Source organism: Leifsonia aquatica (genome assembly GCF_014190775.1).
Lineage (GTDB): Bacteria > Actinomycetota > Actinomycetes > Actinomycetales > Microbacteriaceae > Leifsonia > Leifsonia aquatica.
This window is the reverse complement of sequence record NZ_JACHVP010000001.1, coordinates 111,315-135,811: the sequence shown is the minus strand read 5'-3', so window position 1 is coordinate 135,811 and position 24,497 is coordinate 111,315. Positions and strand designations below refer to the sequence as shown.

General features: G+C 73.6%; 13 protein-coding genes. 2 read left to right on the top strand and 11 right to left on the bottom strand.

Annotation, left to right across the window (positions count from 1 at the left end; translation table 11 throughout):
* Both eccB and FHX33_RS00550 read left to right on the top strand, forming a co-directional pair.
* A complete protein-coding gene (eccB, locus tag FHX33_RS00555) occupies window positions 1-1,347 on the top strand; it encodes a type VII secretion protein EccB (protein WP_183428055.1) in 1,347 nt (448 codons plus the stop codon).
* A complete protein-coding gene (locus tag FHX33_RS00550) occupies window positions 1,344-2,657 on the top strand; it encodes a S8 family serine peptidase (protein WP_183428054.1) in 1,314 nt (437 codons plus the stop codon). The genes eccB and FHX33_RS00550 overlap by 4 nt, the downstream gene beginning before the upstream one ends.
* Here FHX33_RS00550 and FHX33_RS00545 read toward each other — a convergent pair.
* The 11 genes from FHX33_RS00545 to FHX33_RS00495 form a co-directional block, all read right to left on the bottom strand.
* Window positions 2,654-3,718, bottom strand: coding sequence for a hypothetical protein (locus FHX33_RS00545; RefSeq protein ID WP_183428053.1), 1,065 nt, complete (start codon window positions 3,716-3,718; stop codon window positions 2,654-2,656). The two genes, FHX33_RS00550 and FHX33_RS00545, sit on opposite strands and share 4 nt — an antisense overlap.
* A complete protein-coding gene (locus FHX33_RS00540; RefSeq protein WP_021756691.1) occupies window positions 3,715-4,530 on the bottom strand; it encodes a PP2C family protein-serine/threonine phosphatase in 816 nt (271 codons plus the stop codon). The genes FHX33_RS00545 and FHX33_RS00540 overlap by 4 nt, the downstream gene beginning before the upstream one ends.
* Complete coding sequence (locus FHX33_RS00535) at window positions 4,527-5,627, bottom strand: DUF5684 domain-containing protein (protein ID WP_183428052.1); 1,101 nt, start codon at window positions 5,625-5,627, stop codon at window positions 4,527-4,529. Before FHX33_RS00535 ends, FHX33_RS00540 begins: the two co-directional genes overlap by 4 nt.
* Entirely contained in the window at window positions 5,624-8,167 is a 2,544-nt protein-coding gene (locus FHX33_RS22035; protein ID WP_183428051.1) for a transglutaminase domain-containing protein, read from the bottom strand. Before FHX33_RS22035 ends, FHX33_RS00535 begins: the two co-directional genes overlap by 4 nt.
* The gene (locus FHX33_RS00525; RefSeq protein WP_021764678.1) at window positions 8,164-9,537 is read right to left on the bottom strand and encodes a DUF58 domain-containing protein; all 1,374 of its coding nucleotides are present in this window, start codon (window positions 9,535-9,537) and stop codon (window positions 8,164-8,166) included. The genes FHX33_RS22035 and FHX33_RS00525 overlap by 4 nt, the downstream gene beginning before the upstream one ends.
* A 5-nt stretch (window positions 9,538-9,542) precedes the next feature.
* Window positions 9,543-10,508 carry an AAA family ATPase gene (locus tag FHX33_RS00520; protein ID WP_021764679.1) on the bottom strand — a complete coding sequence of 322 codons (966 nt, stop codon included), beginning with the start codon at window positions 10,506-10,508 and terminating at the stop codon, window positions 9,543-9,545.
* 55 nt (window positions 10,509-10,563) lie between these two features.
* Window positions 10,564-16,596 carry an Ig-like domain-containing protein gene (locus FHX33_RS00515; RefSeq protein WP_183428050.1) on the bottom strand — a complete coding sequence of 2,011 codons (6,033 nt, stop codon included), beginning with the start codon at window positions 16,594-16,596 and terminating at the stop codon, window positions 10,564-10,566.
* Window positions 16,593-17,729: a protein kinase domain-containing protein gene (locus tag FHX33_RS00510; RefSeq protein ID WP_183428049.1), complete on the bottom strand. Its 1,137-nt coding sequence runs from the start codon at window positions 17,727-17,729 to the stop codon at window positions 16,593-16,595. The genes FHX33_RS00515 and FHX33_RS00510 overlap by 4 nt, the downstream gene beginning before the upstream one ends.
* 136 nt (window positions 17,730-17,865) lie before the next feature.
* Window positions 17,866-21,834: a type VII secretion protein EccCa gene (gene eccCa, locus FHX33_RS00505; RefSeq protein WP_183428048.1), complete on the bottom strand. Its 3,969-nt coding sequence runs from the start codon at window positions 21,832-21,834 to the stop codon at window positions 17,866-17,868.
* Complete coding sequence (locus tag FHX33_RS00500; RefSeq protein ID WP_183428047.1) at window positions 21,831-23,117, bottom strand: RDD family protein; 1,287 nt, start codon at window positions 23,115-23,117, stop codon at window positions 21,831-21,833. The genes eccCa and FHX33_RS00500 overlap by 4 nt, the downstream gene beginning before the upstream one ends.
* On the bottom strand, window positions 23,117-24,493 hold the full coding sequence (locus tag FHX33_RS00495; protein ID WP_183428046.1) for a ubiquitin family protein: 1,377 nt from the start codon (window positions 24,491-24,493) through the stop codon (window positions 23,117-23,119). Before FHX33_RS00495 ends, FHX33_RS00500 begins: the two co-directional genes overlap by 1 nt.
* Between the last annotated feature and the right edge of the window lie 4 nt (window positions 24,494-24,497).

Genomic DNA, 24,497 nt, shown 5'->3' with positions numbered 1-24,497 from the left:
GTGGCGAGCAAGACCGACCTCATCGAGGCCCAGAACTTCTCGCGCCGACGGCTGCTCACGGCCTTCGTCAGCGGTGCGCCGGGTGGCAAGGAGCTCGAGCCCGCCCGCCCGCTGCGTGCGGTCGTCATCGCCGTCGTGCTGACCGCGGCCGTGCTCCTCGCCGGCGCGTTCTACGGCTTGATCCAGCCCGGCCTGCCACAAGGCTGGCAGAACGGCCGCATGGTCATCGCCAAGGACACGGGCGCGCGCTACGTCTCCGTCAAAGGCGTGCTGCACCCGGTCATCAACACGGCGAGCGCCCGGCTCCTCATCCCGTCCTCCAGCTTCGCCGTCATCACGACCGACTCGCACGCCCTCTCCGGCATCAAGGTGTCCGACCCGGTCGGGATCGTCGGGGCTCCGGACGCGCTCCCCGCCGCGGACGCTCTCGTGAACACCGGCTGGACGGCCTGCGTCACCGACGACGCGGGCATCGCCACGACCATCGCCACGCGCCCCGCCGCCACCGCGACCTCGCGCGCCGTCGTCGTCGAGAACGGCGGCGACCGCTGGGTCGTCGCCGACGGGCTGCGCTACCGGGTGGACGGGGAGAACGCCGACGCCGTGCTGCGCGCCGCCGGCATCGACTCCCTCGCACCGGTCCGCGTCTCGTCGGACTGGCTCAACCTGTTCTCGCCCGGCGCCCCGCTGGAGCCGCTCGTCATCACGGACGCGGGGACACCGGTCGCCGGCGGCGCGCTCGACGACGGGCCCCTGCTGGTCGGAGAGGTCGTCCACACCTCGGGCAGCCCGGCCGAGCAGCGCTTCGTCGTGCAGCCAGACGGTGCGCTCGCCACGCTCAGCCCGTTGGCCTGGCAGCTCTACCAGCTCGGCTCCGGCCGGACGATGACGGCCGTGCGCGACGTCTCCGCCTCGGCGGTCGCGAGCCTGCACACCGCCAAGGCCCCCGCCGGCGGTGCGGACTGGCCCGCCGACGGCTTCACCTCGATCACCTCGGGCGATCGCGCCTGCGCGCTGCTGTCTGCGGACTCCGGCGGAACCCGCACGGTGCTCGCGACGGCGCCGTCGTCGCGCACGGCCACAGCCGGCGTCACGGTGCAGGCCGGCCACGGCGCCCTCGTGGATGCGGCGGGACGCGGCAGCGGAAGCGCCGGGATGCTCACCCTGGTCGACGCGACGGGCACGGCCTTCGCCCTGCCGGGAGCCGACGACGAGACCGTCAAACGACTCGGCTACGCTCCCGACGACGTCGGCACGATCGAGCAGAGCTGGGTGGCACTGCTGAAGAGCGGCCCCGAACTGAGCACGTCCGCCGCGGGGGCGACCTCGACCGCGTCGGCCGGATGACCCGCCCTCGCGGTCGGTTCGCGGTCGCGGGACTCGCGGGGGCGGTCGCTGTGCTGCTCAGCTCGGCCCCGGCTGCCGCGCTGGTCGCTCCCGGCGCCACGGTCGCGCGCGGCGCCTCCGTCCCCTCGGTCGTCGTCGCGGCCGACACCGGCTGCACCGACGCCGCGACGCTCATCCCCCAGCGCCCTCCGGCGCTGAACCAGCTCCAGGCACCCTCCGCGTGGGATGTCACGCGGGGCGCCGGCGTCGTTGTCGCCGTGGTCGACTCGGGAGTGGATGCGGCGAACCCGCACCTGTCCGGGGTCCTCGCGGGAGGCACCGATCTGGTCGGCGACGGGGTCGGCTCGGCCGGCTACGCGGACGGCTACGGGCACGGCACGGCCATCGCGGGTGAGATCGCGGCGCAGACCGTGGACGGCTCCGGGGTGGAGGGTCTCGCCCCCGACGCGCGCATCCTGTCCGTGCGCGTCTTCGCCGGCACCGACGACCAGGCCGTCGCTGCCGGCACCGGTCCCAGCATCTCCCGTCTCGCTGCGGGCATCCGCTTCGCGGCGGACGCCCACGCCCAGGTGATCAACGTCTCCCTCTCGACCGCGGTCGACGATCCCGCCCTCCGCGACGCGGTGGCGTACGCGACCGCGCACGGCAGTCTCGTCGTCGCCAGCGCGGGGAACCGCGACTCCTCCCTCGCAGTGGAGAAGGACCAGCAGGACGGCGTGCGCTATCCCGCCGGCTACCCGGGCGTCCTCGGCGTCGCCGCGACCGGGGCGAGCGGCGTCGTGACCGACGACAGCATCCACGGTGCGCACGTCGCGCTGAGCGCCCCCGGCCAGAACGTCCTGACGGCCGCGAACACCGGCGGGGACTGCGTGTACGCGTCCAGCGCACCGGCGACCAGCTTCGCCACCGCGTACGTCGCGGCGGCCGCGGCGCTGGTCGCCTCCGCGCATCCCGACGAGACGCCGGCTCAGTGGGCGTACCGTCTCACCGCGAGCGCCATCCGCCCGCACCCCGGCACCCGCGACGACCAGTCCGGGTGGGGCGTGGTGCAGCCGTACGAGGCGATGGTGCTCGTCCCCGGCGCTGAGACGGCCGGACCGCCCAATCCCTTCACGTCGGGCCCGACGCCCGCGGACGACACGGCGACGGCCGGGGCGGTCAGCGTACGGGCGAACGACGACAGCCAGGCTCGGCAGTCGGCCATCGCGGTGGCGATCTCGGTCGTCGGTGGCAGCCTGCTGGCCGCCATCGCCGCGCTGAGCATCCTCTTCGCGCGCCGGAGACGGGCCGCAGCGACGACGGAGTCTTAGCCGCCGAAGACGACGGCCGCGATCCCGATCAGGCCGCCGATCGAGACGACGCAGGCGCCGGCGATCCCCGCGACGGTGATCCACCCGGCCCTCCGGCTGGAATGGCGCACCGAGCTCATCGACGGCGCTTCCGCGCGGGTGGCGTCGGGCCCCGAGCCGAGGTCGGGGCCGGGAGCCGGCGGCGCAGGGATGGGACGCGGCTCGTAGGTGTCGACCGCGTTCGCCCCGACCGCCTCGGCGGCGCGGATGGACGGCGACACACTGGTCGGAAGCACGATCGGCGTGCGCTGGGCCCGGAGCGAGCGCCGTGTGCGCGGGAGGGGCGTCCGTGGCGGGACGACCGGCGCCTCCGATCCGGCTGCGCCGGTGCCGGCGGCACGGCGGGCGATGACCGTGTCGTCGGAGTCGTCGACCGGCGTCTCCGCGTCGTCGTCGGGACGGTGGACGACACGGGTCGCCTCGACCTCGTCGCCCTCCTCGCGATGCACCACGCGAGTCGCGTCGAGCTCCGGGTCGGTCAGCGGACGTGGGGTGACGATCGTGTCGTCGAGCTCCGGGTCGGGCTGCGGCTCGGGCTCGGGCGCGGGCTGGAGCTCGGGCTGGGGCTCGTGCTCTGGTGCCGGCACGGGTGCTGATGGCGCCGACGCGACGGCGAGCCGGGGAACGACGGGCGGGTCGACCGGCGCGACCGTTGCGCCCTGCTCGGGAGCGGATTCGGTGGGAGGCGAGACCCGGCGCACGACGACGGTCTCGTCCAGGGGTTCGGGTTCGGGCTCGGGCTCCGGTGCCGGGACGGCGCGCTGGACCACGACCGTCTCGTCGATCGGCTCCGGCTCCGGCTCCGGTTCCGGCTCCGGCTCCGGCTCCGGCTCTGCGGCACGGCGCTCTACGACCACCGTCTCGTCCACCGGCTCCGGCCGGTGCACCACGACGGTCTCGTCCAGCGGGTTCGGCTCGGGGTCCGCGCGTCGGACGATGATGGTCTCGTCGAGCTCGTCCAGCGCGTCTAGCTCGTCCAGTTCGCCGAACTCGTCCACCTGCTGCTCGTCGTCGCGACTCATACCGGCACCGTGTCTCCATCGTCGGTCCACTCGGAAGGCTCGCGGGTGTCGGCCGGACCGGCGGTACCCGGGTCGCCGCCCGCGAGCACGTCAACGACGACTGCGGTGACGTTGTCGCGGCCTCCGGCGCGGTTCGCCGCCTGGATCAGTGCCGCCGTCGTGGCCGAGGGACGGCCTCCCGCGACGAGGATCTCGCGCAATTGCTCGTCGCTGAGCTCGCCGTGCAGACCGTCGGAGCAGACCAATAGGCGCTCACCCGTGGTCACGGGCATGAGCCAGCTGTCCGCGCGTGCGTCCACAGAACCGAGGGCCCGCGTGATCACGTTCTTGTCGGGCGCCGTCGCCCGTTCGTCGTCGCGCAGCACCCCCGCATCGATCCGCTCCTGCACCAGCGAGTGGTCGACGGTCAACTGCTCCAGGAAGCCGCCGATGAGGCGGTACACCCGCGAGTCGCCGACGTTGACGATGAGCCAGTGCGGTCGCCCCTCGTGCACGACCAGGATGACGCCGCTGAGTGTGCTCCCGGCGCCCCGCGCGGTCGTTGCGGCCAGCGCAGCCGTGCGACGGGAGGCCTCGTCGATCGCCGTCGACACCTGCATCAGATCGACGGGGCCGCCGATGCACAGTGTGTCGCGGAGGGCACCGACCACCTCGGCACTGGCCTGCGCGCCCGCCTCGTGGCCGCCCATTCCGTCGGCCACCGCGAACACCGGTGCGATCGCGAGGCAGGAGTCCTCGTTCGCCGCCCGGCGGCGCCCCACATCGCTGCGGGCGTCGGCGCTCAGCTGCACGCCGGAGACGACGGCTGTCATCGGCGGTCCTCTCGTTCGATGTGCAGACCGACGGTCCCCAGTAGGAGCCGTCCGGAGACGGGGGCGGAGTCGCCCGGCGCGAGCTGCCGTTCGACGCCGCCGAGGTCGAGGAACACGCCGTTCGTGGACTGGAGGTCGGTGACGATCCAGCCGTCCCCCTCCCGGGTCAGACACGCGTGCTGCTTCGAGAGGGTGCGCGAGGTGTCGGGCACGGCGAGGTACTGGACGCCGGGCTCCTCCCCCGCCGGACGGCGGCCCAGGACGACCACGTCGGCCTCCAGCGGGTGGCGACGTCCGTCGTCGGTGACGAGGGTCCAGCTGACGACGGCCGGGCGCTCGACCACGATCGTCTCCGCCGCGTCGTCGTCGATGTCGACGCTCTCCTCGACGGAGACGGGCTCGGGCACTGCCACGGGCTCGAGCGCCGACTCCGGCTCGGGCTCGAGCGCCGACTCCGGCTCGGGCTCGGGCGATTCCGGCGCCGGAGGCTCGGCCGGCGCGTCCATGAACGGGGTGCGGATCGGCGGGAGGTCGGCGACGGGTTCCGCAGGCGGCGCGATGGCGTCCAGCGGCTCCGCGCCAACCGGCGGCGCGATGGGGACCGGCGGGACGACGGCGACAGGAGGCTCCGCGATCGTCGCCACGGCGACGAACTCCACCGCCGGTTCCGGCACCGGCTCCGGCTCCGGCTCCGTGATCCGGGCGGGCGCACGCTCCTCGGTCGCGGCCGGCTCCCGGGTCGACGCCAGCACGGTCGCCCAGACCGGCGGCAGCAGGACGGCCAGCACCGTGGAGCCCGCTCCGCGGCCGAAGGTGCGACCGATCCGGTCGGCGGCCAGGGCGCGCAGGACGATCGCATAGACGCAGACGACGGGGATGAGAAAGAACACGACCGTCCACGCGGGGCGCCCTCCCAGTCGCAGGATCTCGGCCTCGTTGAGCACGGGCACCCAGGCGCGCCACGGCTCCACGCCGCGCCGGGCGAACACCCGGGAGAGCGCGGCGGCGTACCAGAGGAAGATCGCGAGCCCGATGATCAGGCCGACGAGCCCCGCGATGAGCGAGAGGGCGACGAGGGTGGCGGTGCTGTCGGTCATGCGCTCGCCTTCCGGGTTCGGGGCGCCGCGAGCAGTCGCCAGGAGAGTCGCAGACGCGGGCGTCCGAGGGCACGCACGAAGGAGGCGGGGTTGATCGCGGCGAGCAGCGACCGGACCGGTCCGCGCTCGGCGCGCAGACGCGCGCGCTCGGTGTCGAGGAGCTCCCAGGCGCGCTCCGCCGCCTCCCGGGTGGGTGGATGTTCGGCGAACACGGCGATGTCCGTGAGCGCGGCGAGCTCGATAGCGGCGGGAGAACCGATCGCGGCCGCGACATCGCGGCGCGTGCCCGGCAGCGCCGGATCCCCGCCGTCGGTCCGGGCGTCGATCAGCTCGGCCCAGGCGCCCACGACGGCGACCTCGGGTACGGGGGCGTGACGGCGGCGGCCACGCCGCATCCGCTTCGCGATGAGGAGCACCAGGAACGGCAGCGTCAGCAGCAGGAGCGTCGCCACGGCGAGGCCGATGATCGTCAGCACCCGCAGGAGCACGGTCACCCACTCGGGCTGCTCCTGCACCACGGCGCGGGTCGCGTCCCGGTCGTCGTGCTGAGCGGCCGGCGGCAGCACCGTGCCGACCTGCGGCTGCTCGGGGACGGTCGGGTTCTTGGGCAACTGGTGGTCGAGGGAGATGAGCGTTGGAGCCTTCTTGAACTGCGGCTCGACGTCGACGGTCGTCCACTCCCCCGACCCGGGAGCACGCACCTCGATCCACGCGGCCAGGTTGGCTCCCGTGCACGTGCCCGAGCAGTTCGGTACGCCGCCCGTCTCGCCCGTGCCCATGCGCACCCCGACGACGACGCGGGACTCGTAGCCCACCGCCCGCGCGAGCAGAGCGCCCGCTGCCGCGAACTGTTCGTCGTCGCCGACTCCCGACACCAGCAGGTCCGCGCTCGACGCGCTCCCGACCCGGTTCTGCTGCTCGAGCAGCTGGCTGAAGAGGGCCTCGATCCGGGCGGTGGAGTGGCCGGCGAAGCTCGACTCAAACGGGTAGGCGGACTGGCTGCGCAGCGCGGCGATCCAGCTGGCCGCCTGGTCGTCCTCCGCGAGCGAGTGGCTGAGGTAGCCGCGGTCGCGCAATCGGGAGATGAGCTCCTCGAATCCGTCGGCGGTGCGGGGCTGCCCCTGGGCCTCCAGCCACGCCGCGAGCTCGGGGTGCGCCTTCAGGTCGACGAGGCTGCTGGTGCCGGGGTCCGCCAGCGGGACGGCCGGGGTGCCGGTCCCCTGCACCTCGTAGCTGTCACCGCTGCGTACGCCGCGCGCCCCGTCGGTGCCCGGTGTGGTGTCGATGCCGGCGCCGGTCTGCTTGTCGAGGTAGAAGGCGTCGGTCAGCGCCGCGGCGCGCGGACCACTGAACGTGGGCGACGTGCGGGTGTCGGCCGGCATGGGCAGCCAGATCCCCGAGTACCCGTCGCCGATGGTGACGGTCAGGGTCCGCGCGCCGGGCGCGGGCGAACCGCCGGGCAGGCGCGAGAAGCGGGTGTCGCCCGAGACGAGGAAGTGCTCGCCGTCCCAGTCGTCCAGGGTGGCCAGCCGCAGCCGGTCGACGCCGGATCCCGCACCCGTGACCGAGAAGAGCTCACGGTCGTACGCGTCCTTCTCGAACGACGCGCGGTAGCGGCCGAGCGGCGTGGTCTGCTGCTGGACGACCAGCAGCGGCTCCGTCGAGGTGCGCAGCGTCTCTCGCGTGCTCGTGCCGGCGAGTGCGGGCCCGGCGGTCAGACCCGCAGCCAGGGCGACGATCAGGAGTCCGGCGCCCAGCAGACGGCGACGGACCGCGGCACCTGCGGAGGCCGAACCCTGGCGCACCACGCCGACCGTTCCGCGCGCGGCGGCGAGGGCGGCGCGACGGCGCAGCTGAGCGCGCAGTGTCAGCCAGACGAGGGAGGCCGCGACCAGGAGCAGGCCGAGCAGCACCTCCCGGGGCGCATCGATGCGGATGCCCAGCAGCAGGAACGGGGCGCCGGGGTCCGTGGCCCCGAACGCGATGCCGAAGACGCCCATCCCGAGGACGACCGGGACGGCTGCAGCCGCCCGGCGCTCGGGCGAGAGTGCCAGAGCCGCGGCGATCGCGGAGCCGATCAGCAACAGCGCATAGACCGGGACCAGCACCGCCTGGTACTGGCCGACCGGCAGGTCGAGGGTGAGCAGCTGCTTCCAGCCCAGGACGATGCCGGTCAGCCCGTCGAGGAGGCCGCGCAGCACGCCGAGGGGCGAGGACAGCGCCGACGGCACGGCGAGGGGCACCACGCCGACCAGATAGAGGCCGGCCACGACGACGATGTGCAGCCACGCGGGCCAGCGTCGCAGCCGCGCCACGACGGCCGTGCCGACGCCGACGACACCAGCGTAGGCGGCGACCGCGATGAGCCGCGGCGTCTCGTATAGCGGCCACGCGAGGGCGCAGGCGAGCGCGAGGCCGACCAGCACGTAGGCGACGGCGAGGATCGTCTGCGGCACGTCCGGCCGGAGTGCGGCCGCGCGCTGTCTGCGGGCCCGGCGCGCTGCCGCCCGCGCTCCGTCGCCTGCCACCGGGGCGCTCACTGCAGGGCTCCGCGGGCGATCAGCTTGCCGAGGTCGTCGAGAGCGCCGACGGTCAGGACGCTCATCGGACCGAAGCGGCGGAACGCCGGGTCCGCGCCGAGCTCGCAGCGGACCGCGACGCACTGCGTGTCCGGCCCGAACGCGATCGAGGCGCCGCGCAACCGGCCGAGCGGGGTGTGCGCGCCCGTGACCAGGAACACGACCGAGAGGTTCGGGTTCGACTGGGCGGTGAGCTTCGCGACGTCTTCGAGGCGGCTGGCGCGCTCGGCCAGCTCGATCTCCGAGAAGCCGTCGAGCATGGCGGCGGCGTTGCGGGTCGGCAGCGTGCGGATGGTCACGACCTCGCCGCGCACCAGCTCCGGGCGCTCGGCGCTCGTGGTCACGACCAGATCGCGGCCGTCGCGCACGGCCTGCAGGCTGAGCGACGCCGCGACGCTGACGGCGAGCTCGAACTCGTCGTCCGACTCGTACTCCTCCTCGGCCGTGATGCCGATGGTCACGGCGATGCGCGAGTGCCGCGCCTCCTCGTACTGCCGCACCATCAGGCGTCCGGTCTTCGCCGTCGACTTCCAGTGGACGTGACGGCGGGAGTCGCCGGGGACATAGTCGCGGATGGCGTGGAACGCGAGATCGGCGTCGACGATCGTGCTGGTGGGGAGACCCTCGAGGTCGCGGATGAGTCCGGCACTCGTGCCGGGGATGAGCGCGGTCACCGGATGCACGTGGAGCGTGTGGACCTCGGGCCAGAGCGCCTCCCGCCGCAGCAGCCCGATCGGGTCGCCGCGGGACACGGAGACCGGGCCGACGTCGATGACACCGCGTCGAGCAGCCGCGATCGACAGACGCTCGGTGTGCTCGGCGCCGGCGGCGAGCAGCGGCACGTAGGCCTCCGCGAGGCCGGTGCCGATGGGCACGTCCACGCGCCCGGGCAGCGACGCCCTGCTGCCCGCGTTGCGGACCACGAGGCTGCCGGTGACGTCGTCCCCCGCGACCACGCGCTCCCGGTCGAGGGCGAGCTGCACCCGGTAGTCGTGCGAGCCGAGGAGAAAGGGGACGCAGACGACGATCAGCGCCGCGGCGGCCGCGGCGACGATCCAGCCGAGACTCCAGCCGGCGACCCAGCCGGCGACGGCACCGGCGATGAGCACGCACACGACGAGCCACCCGGGCGCGGTGACGGTCTCCGCCAACCAGCGCGCGGAGGCGCGCAGCGCCGAGCCGACGGCCGCCGCGGCCGCACGGCCCCAGAAGACGCCGTCCTCGACGATGCCGGTGCTGCTCCTCGTGACGCTCGTGACCGTCGAGGCACGCGTGCGCGTGCCGGTGACGGTGCGCGTCAGCCGCGAGGAGGTGTCGTCGTACTCTGCCATCCGCCTCAGGCCGCTCCGTTCTCCACGGGCGCCTCGACGTCCAGCAGGATCTGCCCGATCACGGCGTCGGCGGTCACACCGTCGAACTCCGCGTCCGGGTTGAGCACGAGGCGGTGCGCGAGCACCGGGAGGGCCAGGTCGCGCACGTCGTCGGGGGTGACGAAGCTGCGGCCGTGGGCGACGGCCCAGGTCGCGGCGAGGCGTGCGAGGGCGAGGCCGCCGCGCACGCTCACACCGAGCTTGACCTCGCTCGCACGGCGGGTGGCCGCGATGAGCCGCATGATGTAGTCGAGCACGAGCGGGCTGCTGTAGACGCCGGCGACGAGGTCGGACATGGTCACGATCAGCTGGGCGTCGACGATCTCCGGAACCTCGCGGCGCGGGTGCATCGCGCCCTGCAGGATCCGCAGGGTCGACGCGTCGTCGGGGTAGCCGATGGACGCGCGGATCATGAAGCGGTCGAGCTGCGCCTCGGGCAGCCGGTAGGTGCCGGCCTGCTCCACCGGGTTCTGCGTCGCGATCACGACGAACGGCACACCCACGGGGCGGGTGACGCCGTCGACGGTGACGCGGCCCTCCTCCATGACCTCCAGCAGCGCCGACTGGGTCTTCGGGCTGGCACGGTTGATCTCGTCGGCCAGCACCACGTTGGCGAAGATCGGGCCCGTGTGGAACTCGAACTCGCCGCGCTTCTGGTCGTAGACCGTGATGCCGGTGACGTCGCCCGGCAGGAGGTCGGGGGTGAACTGGATGCGCGTCGACGTGCCGCGGATGGTCTGGCCGAGGGCGCGGGCGAGCGCCGTCTTGCCCGTGCCGGGGACGTCCTCGAGCAGGATGTGGCCCTCGCTCAGGAGGGTCGCGAACACGAGCTCGACGATGTGCCGCTTGCCGAGCACCGCCTGCTCGACGTTCTCCACGAGCTGGGCGAAGGTCGACTGGAACCAGGCGGTCTGTTCGGGGGTGATGGTCATGCGTCTTCCTTGGTCGTCGGTCGCGGTCGTGTCGGTCTCGGTGTCATGGCGTCGCTCATCCGCCGGTCCCGCCGCCGGAGCCGCCTCCGCCGCCGGTCCCCGGGTCGGGGTTCGGGTTCGTCGGGGCTGCGACGCCGCACCGGGTCAGTGTCCGTTCGCCGAGCGCCGCGTAGGCGCCGGTGAAGGTGATCTTGTAGCTCACGGTCAGCGCCGCGGTGTCGTTCGCGATGTCGATCGTGTACGCATTGGCCGACTTCACCGCGCCCGAGAACACGATGTCGTCCTTCGTCGGAGCGGCCGTGCAGTCGGTCGGCACGTTCACGGTGACCGTCGTCGGGATGGTCGTCGACGTCACGTCGGCCTCCGCCCCGCACGCGCTGGTGCTGCTCAGGAAGCAGTAGCTGTACGTGATGTGACCCGGGTCGACGTCGCGAGAGAGCGAGAAGTTCGAGGTCAGCTGGCCGTTGATGCGGTAGAAGACACCGAAGAGGTTGCGCTGCGGCACGTTCGGGGCGGTCACGTTCAGGAACTCGTAGCCGCTGGTGAAGGCGCCGGAGGTGATCGTGCGCGACGGGTCCACGCCGACCGTGTAGGTGACGCCCTGGCCGCCGGGCGAGACGGTGAAGGTGTACGCCTGCTGCACGCCGGTCGAGACCGCGCCGAACCCGTTCGCGGCGCACGCCTGCCCGAAGTACTTGGTGTACTCCTGCAGCCCGCCGAAGTTGTTCGACGCCTGACCGCCCGGCATCACCGGATTGCCGTTGCCGTCCATGGAGCACGACGGCTGCGGCGACCCCTCACGCCACACGGCGTAGAGGACGCTGACGCCCTTGGCGCTGTGGTTCGCGTCCACCCCGACGTCCTTCAGCTGCAGCGCGGTGTTCGACGACGCGACGAGGGACCCGTTGGACGTGACGATCGGCGAGCCCGAGACCTGCACCGACTGCGCCCACACCGAGCCGGTGTTGCCCGACCCGAGCGGCGGCTGGAACTGGCTGACCGGCGTGACCGAGACGTTCCGCGATCCCGGGGAGGCCGTCCCCGTCCACGTGGTCGTCGCTCCGCTGCGCGGGATCTGCGCGACGGGGTTGCCGTCGATGCTGATCTGGAACCCGCTGGTGTCGTCGCTCGACTGGATCGACAGCGAGATGACGCCCTGCGTCGCGTTCGTGCGCGCCGGGTCGTAGACGGTGCTGCTGCTGCCGCCGCTGATGACCGGAGGCTGGTAGGCCCAGGTGAGCACCGGCGTCGTGTCGAGCGACTCGCCCACCGCGTTGACCGCCCGGGCGGTGAAGGTGTGGCGCTGTCCGTTCACGAGGCCGCCGACGGTGCACGAGTACGTGCCCGCCGCGCCGGCCGCGCAGCTCGACGGCACCTGCTGGCCGTTCTCGTAGATCGCCACACCGCGGAGCCCGGGGTGCGCGAGAGCCGCCTCGCCGAGGGTGACGAGCAGTGTGACGCTGGATCCCGTGAAGCCGGTCGTCGTCACCGAGCTGGGCTGCGCCGGATAGCCCTGGACGTCGAGCGTGAGGGTGCCGCCGCCGGTGCGACCCTGTGCATCGGCGACGGTGTAGGGGACGATGCAGCTGCCGCCGGCCGGCTTCGGCCCGCCGGGCCAGGTGGCGGTGATCGCGGTGGTGCCGGAGGCGGAGATCGCCGCGACCGCGCAGGTCGTCTGGCCGAGTCCGACGAGCTTGAGCCCCGAGCCCTGCTTGCCCTGGAACGGGTCGTACTCCCCCGCAACGCCGATGACGGTGACGGCGCACGAGGGGCCGCTGCTCACCGAGCACGACTGGGTGAAGGTCGCGGCGCGCGGCGCGTCCGGCGGTGCGGCCCCCACGACGAGCGTCACGTTGGCGGTGAGCCCGCCGAACGACGTGACCTTCACGGTCACCGTCTCGCGGGCTCCGGGATGCGCGTCCGCCCGCGCCGTCGCGGTCAGCGTGCGACCGGATTGGGTGACGGCGAAGTTGGTCCCCGAGTAGACGATGGAGTAGTCGAGGGCCGCCTGATCCCCGACGCGGCCACCCTCCCAGCTCGTCAGATCGGAGTACAGGTCGATCGTCTGCGAAGCGCCGGGCGCGACCGTGCGGCTGACGGAGTTGAGCTGCGCCTGCGGGCTCTTAGGCTGGATGACGACCGGGACCGGCAGCGCCGTCCAGGTGCTCTGCCCGGCGAGACGCACCTGCACCGTGCAGGTGTCGGTCCACGGCGCCTCCCGGCCCGCCGCGTACGACGCGGTCGAGCCGCCGGCGGGTGTGCACCGGGCGTTCGCGCGCTGCACGGCGAAGGTGCTGTCGTCGCGCACCTGCAGGGCGTCGCCGGAGGCGAGGTCGACGGCCTCCTTCAGCGGGATGGACACCGACTGCTCCTCGCCGACCTTGTAGGCGGGGAGGCTGCCGGCGAGCTGCAGGCGCATGTCGTCGAACGCCGGGATGCGCAGGAAGCCGTAGCCGACGGACTTCCGCCCGGTCTGGTCGGTGCCGGTCAGCGAGAACGGCACGAGGGCGCCCTCGCGCGGGACCGGCCCGCTGATCCGGTGGCCCTTCACTGTGTACGACGAGGCCGCGGGACCCCACACGGCCAGCGTGAGGTCGGAGATGCTTCCGGAGCTCCACACGGTCTTGCCCGCGACGACGTCGATGCCGGTGGCGAGCTCCCCGCGGTCGCGGGTGCCGACAACGGTGTCGGTCACGACCGGGACGTCGGTCGCGGCCTCCGCCGTCACGGTCACCACGATGAGACCCTGCGCGGTGCTGGAGGTCGCCGAGGACTTCACCGTGTAGATGTACGACTGCACGCCCTCCACGCTGCCCGGGAGCAGTCGGACCGTTCCCGACTTCAGGTCGGTGCCGGAGGCGATCAGGCCCTTCAGCCGGTTGTACTCGCTCGAGCCGGGGAGCTCGGGGGCGTTCGGGACAACGGAGACGAGGCTCAGCGTCCCTCCGGCGGGGTCGCGGTCGTTCAGGAGGGGCTGGACCGTGAGCGGCGTGTTCGATCCCTTGACCGTGCGCACGGCGTCGCTGTAGGTGATCGGCGCGACGTCGGCATCGGCGCTGCCGAGCACGGCGATGCGGATGACGCCGTCACCGGTGGCGCCGGCCCGGTCGCGCAGCGTGTAGCCGAACGACACCTGGCCGCCGCTCACGCCGCCGCCCGGCGCGGTGTAGACCACCGATCGGCCGTCGGCGCCGATGGTCGCGGCGCCGGAGCCGGCCTTGGGCTGGGAGAGCGAGGAGAGCACGGTGGCGTCGCCGTCCGGGTCCTGTCCGGCGGAGGGGATGGCGAGGGTGACGGTCCCGCCGGCGCGCACGCGGGCAGTGAGCGTCGACGGCTCCGGGGCACGGTTGGCTCCGTCCGCCACGACCGTGACGGTGATCTCGGTCGAGTCGAGGCGGCTGGGGTCCGACTCCACGTAGTCCGAGTAGTGGACGGTGTAGACCCCGGCCTTGGTGGGCGCGAGGTAGCGCACGGTGTCCCCCGCGGCGAAGACGAGCTCGCCGGAGGCGCCCGACCCTTCGATCTGGGAGGCGAGGACGAGGCGCTCGCCCCGCGGTGCGATGTCGTTGGCGGTGACCGGGATGTCGACCTGGGTGCCCGCGCGCACCGTCACGGCGTCGGGACGCGCGATCGGCCCGATGCCGGTCGCGGGGTCGACGAGGAAGACCGTGATCTCGCCTTGCACGGTCTGCCCGGCGCCGTCGCCGATCGTGACCGTGGCGGTGCCGATGCGTCCGGGCCGTCCGTCCGCCGTGGTGCCGCTGACGCGCACCTGGGCGTTGTCGACGACGCTCGCCGAGAGCCGGTCGTCGTCCGCCGTCACCGACTGCACGGCGAGGACGCGTCCGGAGGTGTTCTGGACCGCCGGGAGCACGTCGAGGGTCGTGTCCTCCTGCGCCCGGGCGAACGCGACGAGCGGCGGGATGGTGAGGGCGCGGCCTCCCGCGACCACGCTGAACCGGAGCACGCCGGTCTGCTCCGCCTTGGTCTGGGCGTCCTGCACGGTGTAGCCGACGAAGTACTCGCCGGCGGCCTTCGCCGTGAGCTGGATGGTGCCGGCCGCGCCGTTCGGCGTCACCGTCGCGTTGTCCTTGTCGCCCGTCGTGATGACGGCGTCGGTGAGCCGGTACGAGCCGGAGCCGCCCTCCACGTGGTCGGCGATCGCCTCGGTGCGCGGCTCGCCGACACCGGTGACCACCGCGGCGGGCACCGTCGTCAGGGCGGGATCGGCCGCGACGGAGACGACGAGCTCCTTGGTCGTCTGCGCACCGCGCGCATCCACCACCGTCACGGTCACCGCGTAGGTGCCCGCCCCGGCGTTCGGGTCGGTGTGGCGCACGGCCACGTGCCCGTCTGCCGTCGCGACGACGCGGATCGGCGCGGCGGCGTCCGTCTTGCGGGCGTCGGCCAGGGCGATCGGGTCGCCGTCGGGGTCCACCCACGCGGAGAGGACGGGGACCGAGACGGTGCCGCCCGGCGCCAGCGACACCGTCGGCCAGGTCTGCATGCAGTTCTCGATGCCGCACCAGGCCGGGGCCCCGTTGTCGGCGTCCGCCACGACGTGCAGGGTCACGGTCGCCGGCTGCGACTGCATGAGGCCGTCGGTCACGACGTAGCTGAACGTCGCGGTGCCGCTCTGCGCGCGCACGTGGACGGCGAGCTGCTGGTCATCGGCCGTCAGCGAGAGGTCGCCGAAGCCCGGGTCGCTCAGGCCACCGCCGAGCGAGTCGGGCACGATCGTCAGCACGGCCCGCTTGACCGGCGAGTGCGCGTTGAGGAGCACGGGGAGGAGGGCGGTCGCGCCCGCGCGCACGCCGAAGCTCGACGGCTGCGCCACCGGCGGCATCTCCTGCGTGACCTCCTCGACCTGCGTCGTGGTCTCGGTCTCCTGCGTCTTCTTCTCATCGTCCGCGTTCCACTGCGACGGCGGGATGAGCGTGCCGTCAGGGATCGTCCAGAGAGTCCCCGACTCGGTCTCGTCGAGGACGGCGCGCTGGCCGTTGCTCAGGATCTGCGGGGCGAGCGACCGGGCGTCTTCGAGCGTGCCCTGGGGCACGTCCAGCGCCTTCGCGCCGTCGCGGGACGACCAGAGGCGACCGGCCGTCGTGGAGAGCCACGCACCGTACACCGTGCCCGCCACCTCGGTCGGCGCGGCGGGCGTGCCGGACGCGTCGAGCGTGCGGCCGGACTGGCCGCTGCGCACCTGGACCGACACGAGGCCGGAGCCGTCGGCGAAGTAGGCGGTGCCGTCGTCGGAGGTGCTCCCGGCGATCGCGTCGCTGCCGAGGCGGACGTCGACCGCGGCATCGCGGCCGGCGATCCACGCCTTGCTCTGCGCGGGGGCGGCGAGCACCCAGGTGCCGCCCGCGAGGGCGAGCGCGACCTTGGCCGAGGCCGGCGGCGGGGAGGCGAGCTTCGCGGCGTCGCCCGTCCAGGTGCCGCGGGCGGCGTCGTAGACGCGCACCGCGCGCTCCTTCGCCGAGTAGAGGGCGACGGTGCCGTCGGCGCCCACGGCGACGGCCGTCGCGACGTAGCCTTCGGCACCCTTCGTGGTCTGCTCCTGCTGCAGCGGGTCGATCGGGACGGGCTTGCCCGCCGACCCCTGCGCGGAGAGCTGCTGCACGTAGACCGTGCCCGCGTCGGTGAGGTACGCGGCCCAGTCGCCGTTCGAGAGCACCTGCCGGGTGCCGCTCGGGGTGGAGGCGCCGGTCGAGCCGCCCGACGATTCGGACGAGGACGTGGATGCGGCCGCCGCCGACCCCTCCACCAGGGCCTTCGGGTCGGCCGGATCGACGTCCCACGCCTGGCGGAAGCCCTGCGTGAAGACGATGCCCTGCGAGCCGTGCTGCACGACGCCGCTCGGATCCTCCGCATCCCGCACCGTGCTGAGCTGCTTCAGGTCGGTGTCGACGCGCGCGTATTGGCCGGACGCCTTGGTCACCCACACGGAGCTCTCGACGGCCTCCGACTTCTGGGTGTCGTACCCCTGCGCGATCACGGCGCCGGTCACGACGAGCGCGATGGCCGCGACGACCGCGGTCACGGCGGCGACGCGGCCGAAGCGCCGCTGGGGTGCCCGCTGCTTCACAGCACTCCACCCGCGATCAGGGCGACGCCCACGCCGACGACGGCGACGACCGCCACCCCGGCGCCGATGAGGGCGGGGACGATCGGGTTGCCCGCCCAGCGGCGCTCGCGCACGACGAGGCCGTCGCGGTCGCGCTTGGCCTCCGCCGCGGCCTCGGCCTGCTTGGCCTCGCGCTGCGCGCGGCGGGAGTCGGGGTTGACGGTGGAGACGACGGGGCCGCGGCGATCGCGGTCGTCGAGGTCGATGAGTCCCGCGGCTCGCGCCCACTCGGGCGAGGCGACCTCGATCGCGGTCGGCGGGATGCCCAGCTCGTACTGCACCCAGCGGAGCTCCTCGGCGAACGCCTGCGCGGACGCGAACCGGCGCGACGGATCCTTCGACAGCGCGGTCCGCAGCGCCTCCTCCAGGCGCGGCGGGACGTCGTCGCGGCCGGTCGGCGTGTACACGGCCTTCAGGATGCGGCCCGTCATCAGGTCGCGCGTGTTCGCCTGGCGGCGGTCCGACTCGAAGGGGCTGCGCCCGGTGAGCAGGGTGTAGACGGTGGCCGCCAGGCTCCAGACCTCGCTGGCGATCGTGCCGTTGGTGGTCTCCTGCAGGACTTCCGGCGCCGACCACGGGACCGACATCGCGACGTCGCCGTCCTCGTCGTCCGCCGCGGCGATGCCGAAGTCGGCGAGCACGGCCGAGCCGAGCGCCGTGATCAGGATGTTGGAGGGCTTGATGTCGCGGTGCAGCAGGCCCGCGCGATGCACGGTCTCGACGGCGCCCGCGATCCGCACACCGGTCTCGAGCACCGTCGACAAGGCGAGGGAGTCGCGCCGGAGCCGTGCGCTCATCGTGTCGGGGCAGTACTCCATCACGAAGAACGGACGGCCGTCCGACGAGATGCTCGCGAGGTGCACGGTGACGATCGCGGGATGCGCGCTCAGCCGGGCGAGGATGTCCGCCTCCGCGTTGAACGCACGCAGGGTCTCGTCGTTGACGGCCTCCGCGGCGAGCACCTTGACCGCGACCACGCGGCGCGGGAGGTCCTGCTCGTACAGGAAGACGTCGGCGAACCCGCCGGATCCGAGCGGGCGGATGACGGCGTACCCGGGCAGCACGGGCGGGGAGGCGATGGCTCGTCTGCTCACGCCTCGGCCCTCCGCTCGTTACGACCGGGCATCACGGTCCTCTCCCCCGACGAACCGGATCGTGCGGCCCCGGTCTGGTCACAGGGCCGCCGGAACCCCGGCGTCCTCACCAGCCTATTCGATTCCATCCGCCGGATCATCGCCCCGTTCGGGTCGCAGGGAGGGCGAGCTGGGCCGAGAACAGACCGCGCTCGCGGCTCACGACCTGGGCGCGTCCCGGCACCGACGGGATCGGCTTCACCCGGTCGATCAGGGCGCCCTCCTCCGGGTTGCCGCCGAGGATGATGCCGGTGACGCCGAGGTCGGTGAAGCCCTGGATGATCGGGTCGTACGCCTGGCGGCTCGCACCGCCGGTGCGCCGCGTGATGATGACGTGGAGGCCGACGTCGGCCGCCTGGGCGAGCAGCGGGCGCAGAGCGGCCACCGGGTTGCCCTGGCTGGTCGCGACGAGGTCGTAGTCGTCCACGATCACGAAGCCCTCCGCGCCCTTCCACCACGAACGGTCCCGCAGCTGCTCGGTCGTCACGTCCTGGCCCGGGAGGCGGCCGGAGAAGAACTGGGCGAGCTCGCCCACGCCCGACATCGCCTGGTCGTGCGACGTGATGTACGCACCGAGGTACTCGCTCGGGATCTCGCCGAGCAGTGCGCGCCGGTAGTCGATCGCGAAGATCTTGGCCTGCTCCGGGGTGTAGAGCCGGCCGATCTCCTGCACGATGCCGCGCAGGAACGACGACTTGCCCATCCCGGAGTCGCCGTAGAGGTAGAGGTGCGACTCGGCGGCCAGGTCGATGCCGAAGGGGGCGAGCTGGGCCTCGTCGACGCCGAGGAGCAGCCGGCGGTCGCCCGCGGGCGCCTGGGCGCGCACCTCGTCGAGCGAGATGTCCTCCGGCAGGAGCCGCAGCTTCGGGCCCGCCGGCCCGCGCCAGGCGTTCGAGACGCGGTCGACGAGGTCGTCGACGCCGTCGACCAGCCGGGACGCGTCGCCCGAGCCGTCGATGCGCGGCAGGGCGCCGAGCATGTGCAGCTTGCTCGGCGCGAGACCGCGGCCGGGGGCATCGGCGGGCACGTTGGCGGCGGCCTTCCGGTCGATCTCGGAGTCGCTCGCGTCGCCCTGGCGCAGCTCCACGCGGGTCTGCAGCAGGTCCTTCAGGCTGGAGCGGATCTCGAGCCACCGGTTCGTGGTGACGACGAGGTGAACGCCGAAGCTGAGTCCGCGCGCCGCGATGGCCTGGATGCGGGGTTCGAGCGCCTCGTACTCGGTCCGCAGCGTCGACCAGCTGTCCACGACGAGGAACACGTCGCCCCAGCCGTCGTCGACCAGTCCCTCGGCGCGGCGCTGCCGGTAGGTGTCGATCGAGTCGATGCCGTGCTGGCGGAAGTACAGCTCGCGGGCGTCCAGGATCGACTCCACCTCGGCGACCGTGCGGCGCACCGACTCCTCCTCGGTACGGGTCGCGACGCCGGCGACGTGCGGCAGCCGCTGCATGCCGACGAAGCTGCCGCCGCCGAAGTCGAGCACGTAGAACTGCAGTTCGAGCGGCGTTCCGGTGAGGGCGAGGGATGCCACCAGGGTCCTGACGAGCGTGGACTTGCCGCTGAGCGGTCCGCCGACGATGGCCACGTGACCGCCCGCGCCGCCGAGGGAGACGACGAGCTGCTCGCGCCGCTGCTCGAGCGGCACGTCGACGACGCCCAGCGGGACAGTGAGCGAACCCGCCGCGCGCCACGACGGCGACACGAGCCCCAGGGCCGGGTCGACCGCGAGGTCGGGCATGAGCCGGTCGAGGGGCTCGGGATCGCGCAGCGGCGGCAGCCAGACCTGGTGCGCCGCAGGACCGCGGCCGCTCATCCGCTCGACCGCGATCTGGAATGTGCTGCGCTCCTCCACCGGCTCGACGGACGTCGTCACGACCGGAGCCTCGGTGGACTCCGGGAGTTCGAGCGGCTGCGCGGCCGCCGTGAACAGGGCGACGTCCGCGGCGGTCGCCGTCACGGGGCCGTCGCCGCCACCCGCGCGACGGCGGGTCTTCGGCGGACCGGAGACGTAGGCGGCGCGGAACTGCGTCATCGACTCGGTGTCGGCCTTGAGGTAGCCGACGCCCGGCTCCTGCGGCAGCGTGTACGCGTCCGGGACGCCGAGGACCGTGCGCGACTCGGCCGCGGAGAACGTGCGCAGACCGATGCGGTACGAGAGGTAGGTGTCGAGGCCGCGGAGCTTGCCCTCCTCCAGCCGCTGCGACGCGAGCAGGAGGTGGATCTGCAGCGATCGGCCGACGCGGCCGATGCTCACGAAGCTCTCGACGAACTCCGGCTTCGCCGCGAGCAGTTCGGAGAACTCGTCGGCGACGATCAGCAGCGCCGGGAGGGGTTCGAGGTCGGTGCGGCCGTTGCGGCGCGCCTTCTCGTAGTCGGACACGTTCGCGAAGTTGCCTGCCGCGCGCAGCAGCTCCTGTCGCCGCACCACCTCGCCCTGCAGGGCGTCCTGGAAGCGGTCCACGAGGGCCAGCTCGCTGCCGAGGTTCGTGATGATGGCGGACACGTGGGGCATCCCCGCCATGCCGGCGAAGGTCGCGCCGCCCTTGAAGTCGACGAGCACGAAGTTGAGCTGCTCGGGCGAGTGCGTCAGCGCGAGGGCGAGCACCAGCGTGCGGAGCACCTCCGACTTGCCGGAACCGGTGGCGCCGATGAGCACGCCGTGCGGTCCCATGCCCTGCTGCGCGGCCTCCTTGAGGTCGAGCACCAGGGTGGCGCCGTCGGTGTCCTGTCCGATCGGGACGCGCAGGCGGTCGCGCTCCAGGCGCCCCGCCCAGGCGCGGTCGAGGTCGACCTCCCGCACGTCCGGGAGGCCGAGCAGCTCGACGAGCTCCAGCTGCGCCCGCGTGGTGCCGCCGTCGGTGGCGGCGACCGGCCCGGCGTAGAGGGGCAGCAACCGGCGTGCGGTGGCCTCCGCCTCGACCACCGAGACGGTGTCCGGGGTGAACACGCGCGTGTCGGACTGGAGGTCGATGGCCTCGGCCCGGTCGGCGGGCGCCGAAGGGTCACCGGGAAGCGCGAGCCGGAGCACGTCCGCGTCCTCCAGGGCGCCCCAGCGGGTCGGCAGCTCGATGACGGTCACCCCGGCGACGCCGTCGCCGCCCACGAGCGGATCGCCCGCCGGCACCCGTGCGCCGTCGACGACGAGGATGACGTGCGGAGCGGCCTTCGCCCCCGGCGAGAACCGCGGGCGCTCTCGCAGTTCGGCGGGCAGCATCCGGGCGAGCTCCTCGATCGAGGAAGAGATCGCGCGCGCCGGGCCGAGCCGGTCCTCCACGCGCACGGACTGCACGTGCGGGAGCCACTTGGCCCACTCCCACTGCGAGAGCTGGCCGTCGCCCGCGAGCACCGCGATGCGCACGTCGTCCGGCGACTGCATCGTGGCGATCCCGAGCAGGATCGAGCGGGCGAGGGACCGGACGGCGTTCTCGTCGCCACCGGTGATCTCCACCCGCGAGTAGTCGGTGAGCGGCACGGCCAGCGGCAGGCGCGGCTGCACCTCGTGCGTCAGCATGAAGCGGTGCGCGGCGGAGGCCGCGACCGGGTCGAGCTGCGCGAGCGGCGGCAGCTCGGGGGCCTCGAGCGTCACGCACAGCGGCTGGTCCGAGACGCCGATGCGGGCGAGCAGGAAGTCCTCGTCGGAGGAGATCCGCTCCCACACGCGCGTGCGGTCCTCGGTGATGAACGGGAGCGCCGACGGCGCCGGGTTCACCCAGTTGCCGTACCGGCGCTGCTGACGGGCCGCCGTGCGCACGGTGTCGCGCAGCTCGGAGAGGTACGCCAGGTACTCCCGCCGGCTCCCGAGCACCTGCGACGTGCGCTGCGATCGCTGCCGCCAGCCGTTCACGGCCACGAAGCCGAGCGACGAGAGCAGGAACATGCCGCCGGTGATGAAGCCGGTCGGGCCGGCGTTGGAGATCGTGACCATGACGATCGCGCCGATGCTGCCGAGCATGGGCAGCAGCGACGTGATGAGGCCGCCGCTCTCGCTCGGGACGAGCTCCGGCGGCGCCTGCACGACGATCTTGCCGCCGGGGACGCGCGGGGGTGCGAGCCGGGGACCAGCGCTCATGACGCACCTCCGAGAAGTCTGCTGATGGTGAAGACGCGGTTGCCCAGCTGCACGCGGACGCCGTCTTCGACGAGGGTCCGGACGCCGGGCTCGAGGCGCCGGGAGGCCCCGGTCTCGTCGAGGAGCTCGGTGCCGTTGGTCGAGCCACCGTCCGTGATCCACGTGCCCGAGAACGAATGCTCGAGGCGCGCGTGCGTCTTCGACACGGTGTGCTCGGGGTCGCGGACCACGACGAGCCGGTCGCCGGGCTCGCTTCCTGCGGGAGCGCGACCGAGGTTGACCGCGACGGGCACCGGAAGCTGCTCGCGCTGTCCCGTGTCGAAGATCAGGAGGAGCTCGCCGCCGGTCTCGCCGCCGACGACACCTCCCGCTGCTTCGACGGGAACGGGTCCGGGAGCGCCGGGGGTGCCGGTCCCCGTTCCCGTCCCGGTGCCCGTGTCGGAGGATCGGCCGGTGTCGCCGACGACCCCGCGAACGTCGCGGGACGGGATGACCTGGGGCGGGGCGAGGACCGGTGCGGAGGGCGCCGCGGGGGCGGCCGACGGCGCGGGAGCGATGGCGGGTGCGGCTCCGGGCAGCACCGTCACCTGCTCGGAGAGGTCGAAGGAGACACCGCCCGGCAGCGGGGGCGCGACGATCGACGGCGCCGCCGGGGCTGCGGTTTCCGTCGCCACGCGCCGCGGAACGGCGACCACGACCGTGCCTGCGGCGCGGTCCGCCCAGGAGCGGCGCCTCGCGCCGCGGTCCCACGCCGACGAGGCTTCGACGACCCACGCGCCGACTCCCAGGACGAGCGAGCCCGCGCCGGTGAGGAAGGAGCGCACGAAGGCGCGACCGAGCCCCGGCGAGAAGGGCGCGTCGCTGCGCGAGACGCGCAGGCGCAGGAGGGCGTTCCCGAGGCCGAGGCCGGTGCGCGCCTGCAGGACGAGCAGCCCGACGGCCAGCTCGACGACGGCGAGGGCGGTCAGGACGGCGGAACGCGTCAGAATCGCGACGGCGACGCCGACGACGGCGACCGCGACGACGTCGATCGTGAAGGCCGCGAGGCGCGCGCCGACGGCGGCCGGGTTCCCGGCGAACTCCGGGCCGAGCGGGGAGGCGTCACGAGCGACGGCGCGAGTCGCCCCGGGCAGCGCGCCGACGGCAGGCGCGCCTCCGGTGACGGGCGTGCCTCCCGTGGCGGGCGCAGCGGGGCGGCGATCCTGCGGGACGCCGCACGACGGGCAGCGGGCCGTCCCGTCGGGCAGCGTCTGCCCGCAGTTCCAGCACGAGACAGCGCTCATCACGCCATCACCCCTCTCATCAGGTCGATGACGCCGGCGGCGACGAGGCCGGCCGGGAGCGCGAAGACCACGCACAGCGCCTCGACGCGGTCGGCGAGGCGGGACCAGAACAGCGAGCTCGCTCCGCGGCCGACGGCGACGAGCACGGCCGAGGTCGCGATCCCGATCACAAGCAGCCCGGCGGCGGCGACACTGAGACCGAGGGCACCGGAGGCCAGGATCGCCGCCACGACGACGGAGAGCACGACCACGGCCGCGGCGGCGCGGGGCACCCAGCGCAGCAGCCGCACCGACGACCGTCGGGCGCCGAGGAGGAGAGCGAGGGAGGCGGTCGCTGAGAGGACGAGCTGGCCCCAGAACCGCAACGGGTCGGCCTGCTGGAGCGGGACCAATGCCAGGGGGGCGGAGATCGCCGCGATCCCGGCGATCATGACCGTCGCCGTCCGCAGCCGCGCCGTCGACTGGCCCGCGATGCGCCGCGCACCCGTCAGCGTGACGGGCTCCCCCGGCTCGGGCACGCGCTCGCGCACGGCCCAGCGGGTCGACTGGTAGCGCTGGTAGTCGATGAACATCCCGGGCGGCACGTCGAGGAGCATCGTCGGGAGGGCGCGCAGCGCGACCGGCGCGGCGCCGAGCGTGATCGCCGCAGCGCCCTGCGCGGGCATCCCGAGGAGCAGGGCGAGTGCCCAGATCGCCCCGAGGATGAGGAGCACGACGGCGGCGGCGCCCGCGGAGTCCCGCACCTGCTCGGAGGAGGCCACGAGGGCGATGACGGCGGCGAGCACCGCAGCGGCGGCGAGGCCGGTGAGAACGACGAGGGGGATGCTGTGGGCGGACGACGGGATGGCCGCCGCTCCCGCCGCGAAGGCGAGGGCGAGCGGTCCCAGGGCTGCGGCCGGCGTGGCTGCCGCGGTCGCTGCCGGGTCTGCCTCACCGTCGCGCGTGCGCACCGACCAGGCGATCCCGACGATCAGCGCGGCGAGTCCGAGCCCGAGCGCGCCGCCGATCCGGAGGTCGGCCGGGAGGGCGTCCGTGCCCCCGAGCACGAGCGCGCTGAGGAGCACGCCGACGGCTCCGAGGATCCACCACGCGACGGTCTCGGTGGTGAGCGCTGCACCGGATGCTGTGGCGTTGCGTTTGCTCGGCTGCGGGCGGTCGCGGAGGTCGATGACCGACAGGAGGGCGCCGTCGTCGAGCCGCCACGCGGGTTGGTCGATCGCGACCTCGCGTCCCGTGCGCTCCACGAGGACCTGCTGTCCGGCCTGCAGGCGGAGGCCGATCCCGTCGAGAGCCGTCTCGAGCAGCGTGCCCGCGGGGACGACGATCTCGTGCACGCGTGCACCGTCGACGATCGCGAGGCGACGCCGCTCGGTCACGCCC

Excerpts from the sequence above, each read along its gene's own strand:
- FHX33_RS00535 (WP_183428052.1), bottom strand. The coding sequence starts at position 5,627 with ATGACCGACAGCACCGCCACCCTCGTCGCCCTCTCGCTCATCGCGGGG.
- FHX33_RS00525 (WP_021764678.1), bottom strand. The coding sequence starts at position 9,537 with ATGGCAGAGTACGACGACACCTCCTCGCGGCTGACGCGCACCGTCACC.
- eccCa (WP_183428048.1), bottom strand. The coding sequence starts at position 21,834 with ATGAGCGCTGGTCCCCGGCTCGCACCCCCGCGCGTCCCCGGCGGCAAG.
- FHX33_RS00500 (WP_183428047.1), bottom strand. The coding sequence starts at position 23,117 with ATGAGCGCTGTCTCGTGCTGGAACTGCGGGCAGACGCTGCCCGACGGG.
- FHX33_RS00545 (WP_183428053.1), bottom strand. The coding sequence starts at position 3,718 with ATGAGTCGCGACGACGAGCAGCAGGTGGACGAGTTCGGCGAACTGGAC.
- FHX33_RS00540 (WP_021756691.1), bottom strand. The coding sequence starts at position 4,530 with ATGACAGCCGTCGTCTCCGGCGTGCAGCTGAGCGCCGACGCCCGCAGC.
- FHX33_RS00550 (WP_183428054.1), top strand. The coding sequence starts at position 1,344 with ATGACCCGCCCTCGCGGTCGGTTCGCGGTCGCGGGACTCGCGGGGGCG.
- FHX33_RS00520 (WP_021764679.1), bottom strand. The coding sequence starts at position 10,508 with ATGACCATCACCCCCGAACAGACCGCCTGGTTCCAGTCGACCTTCGCC.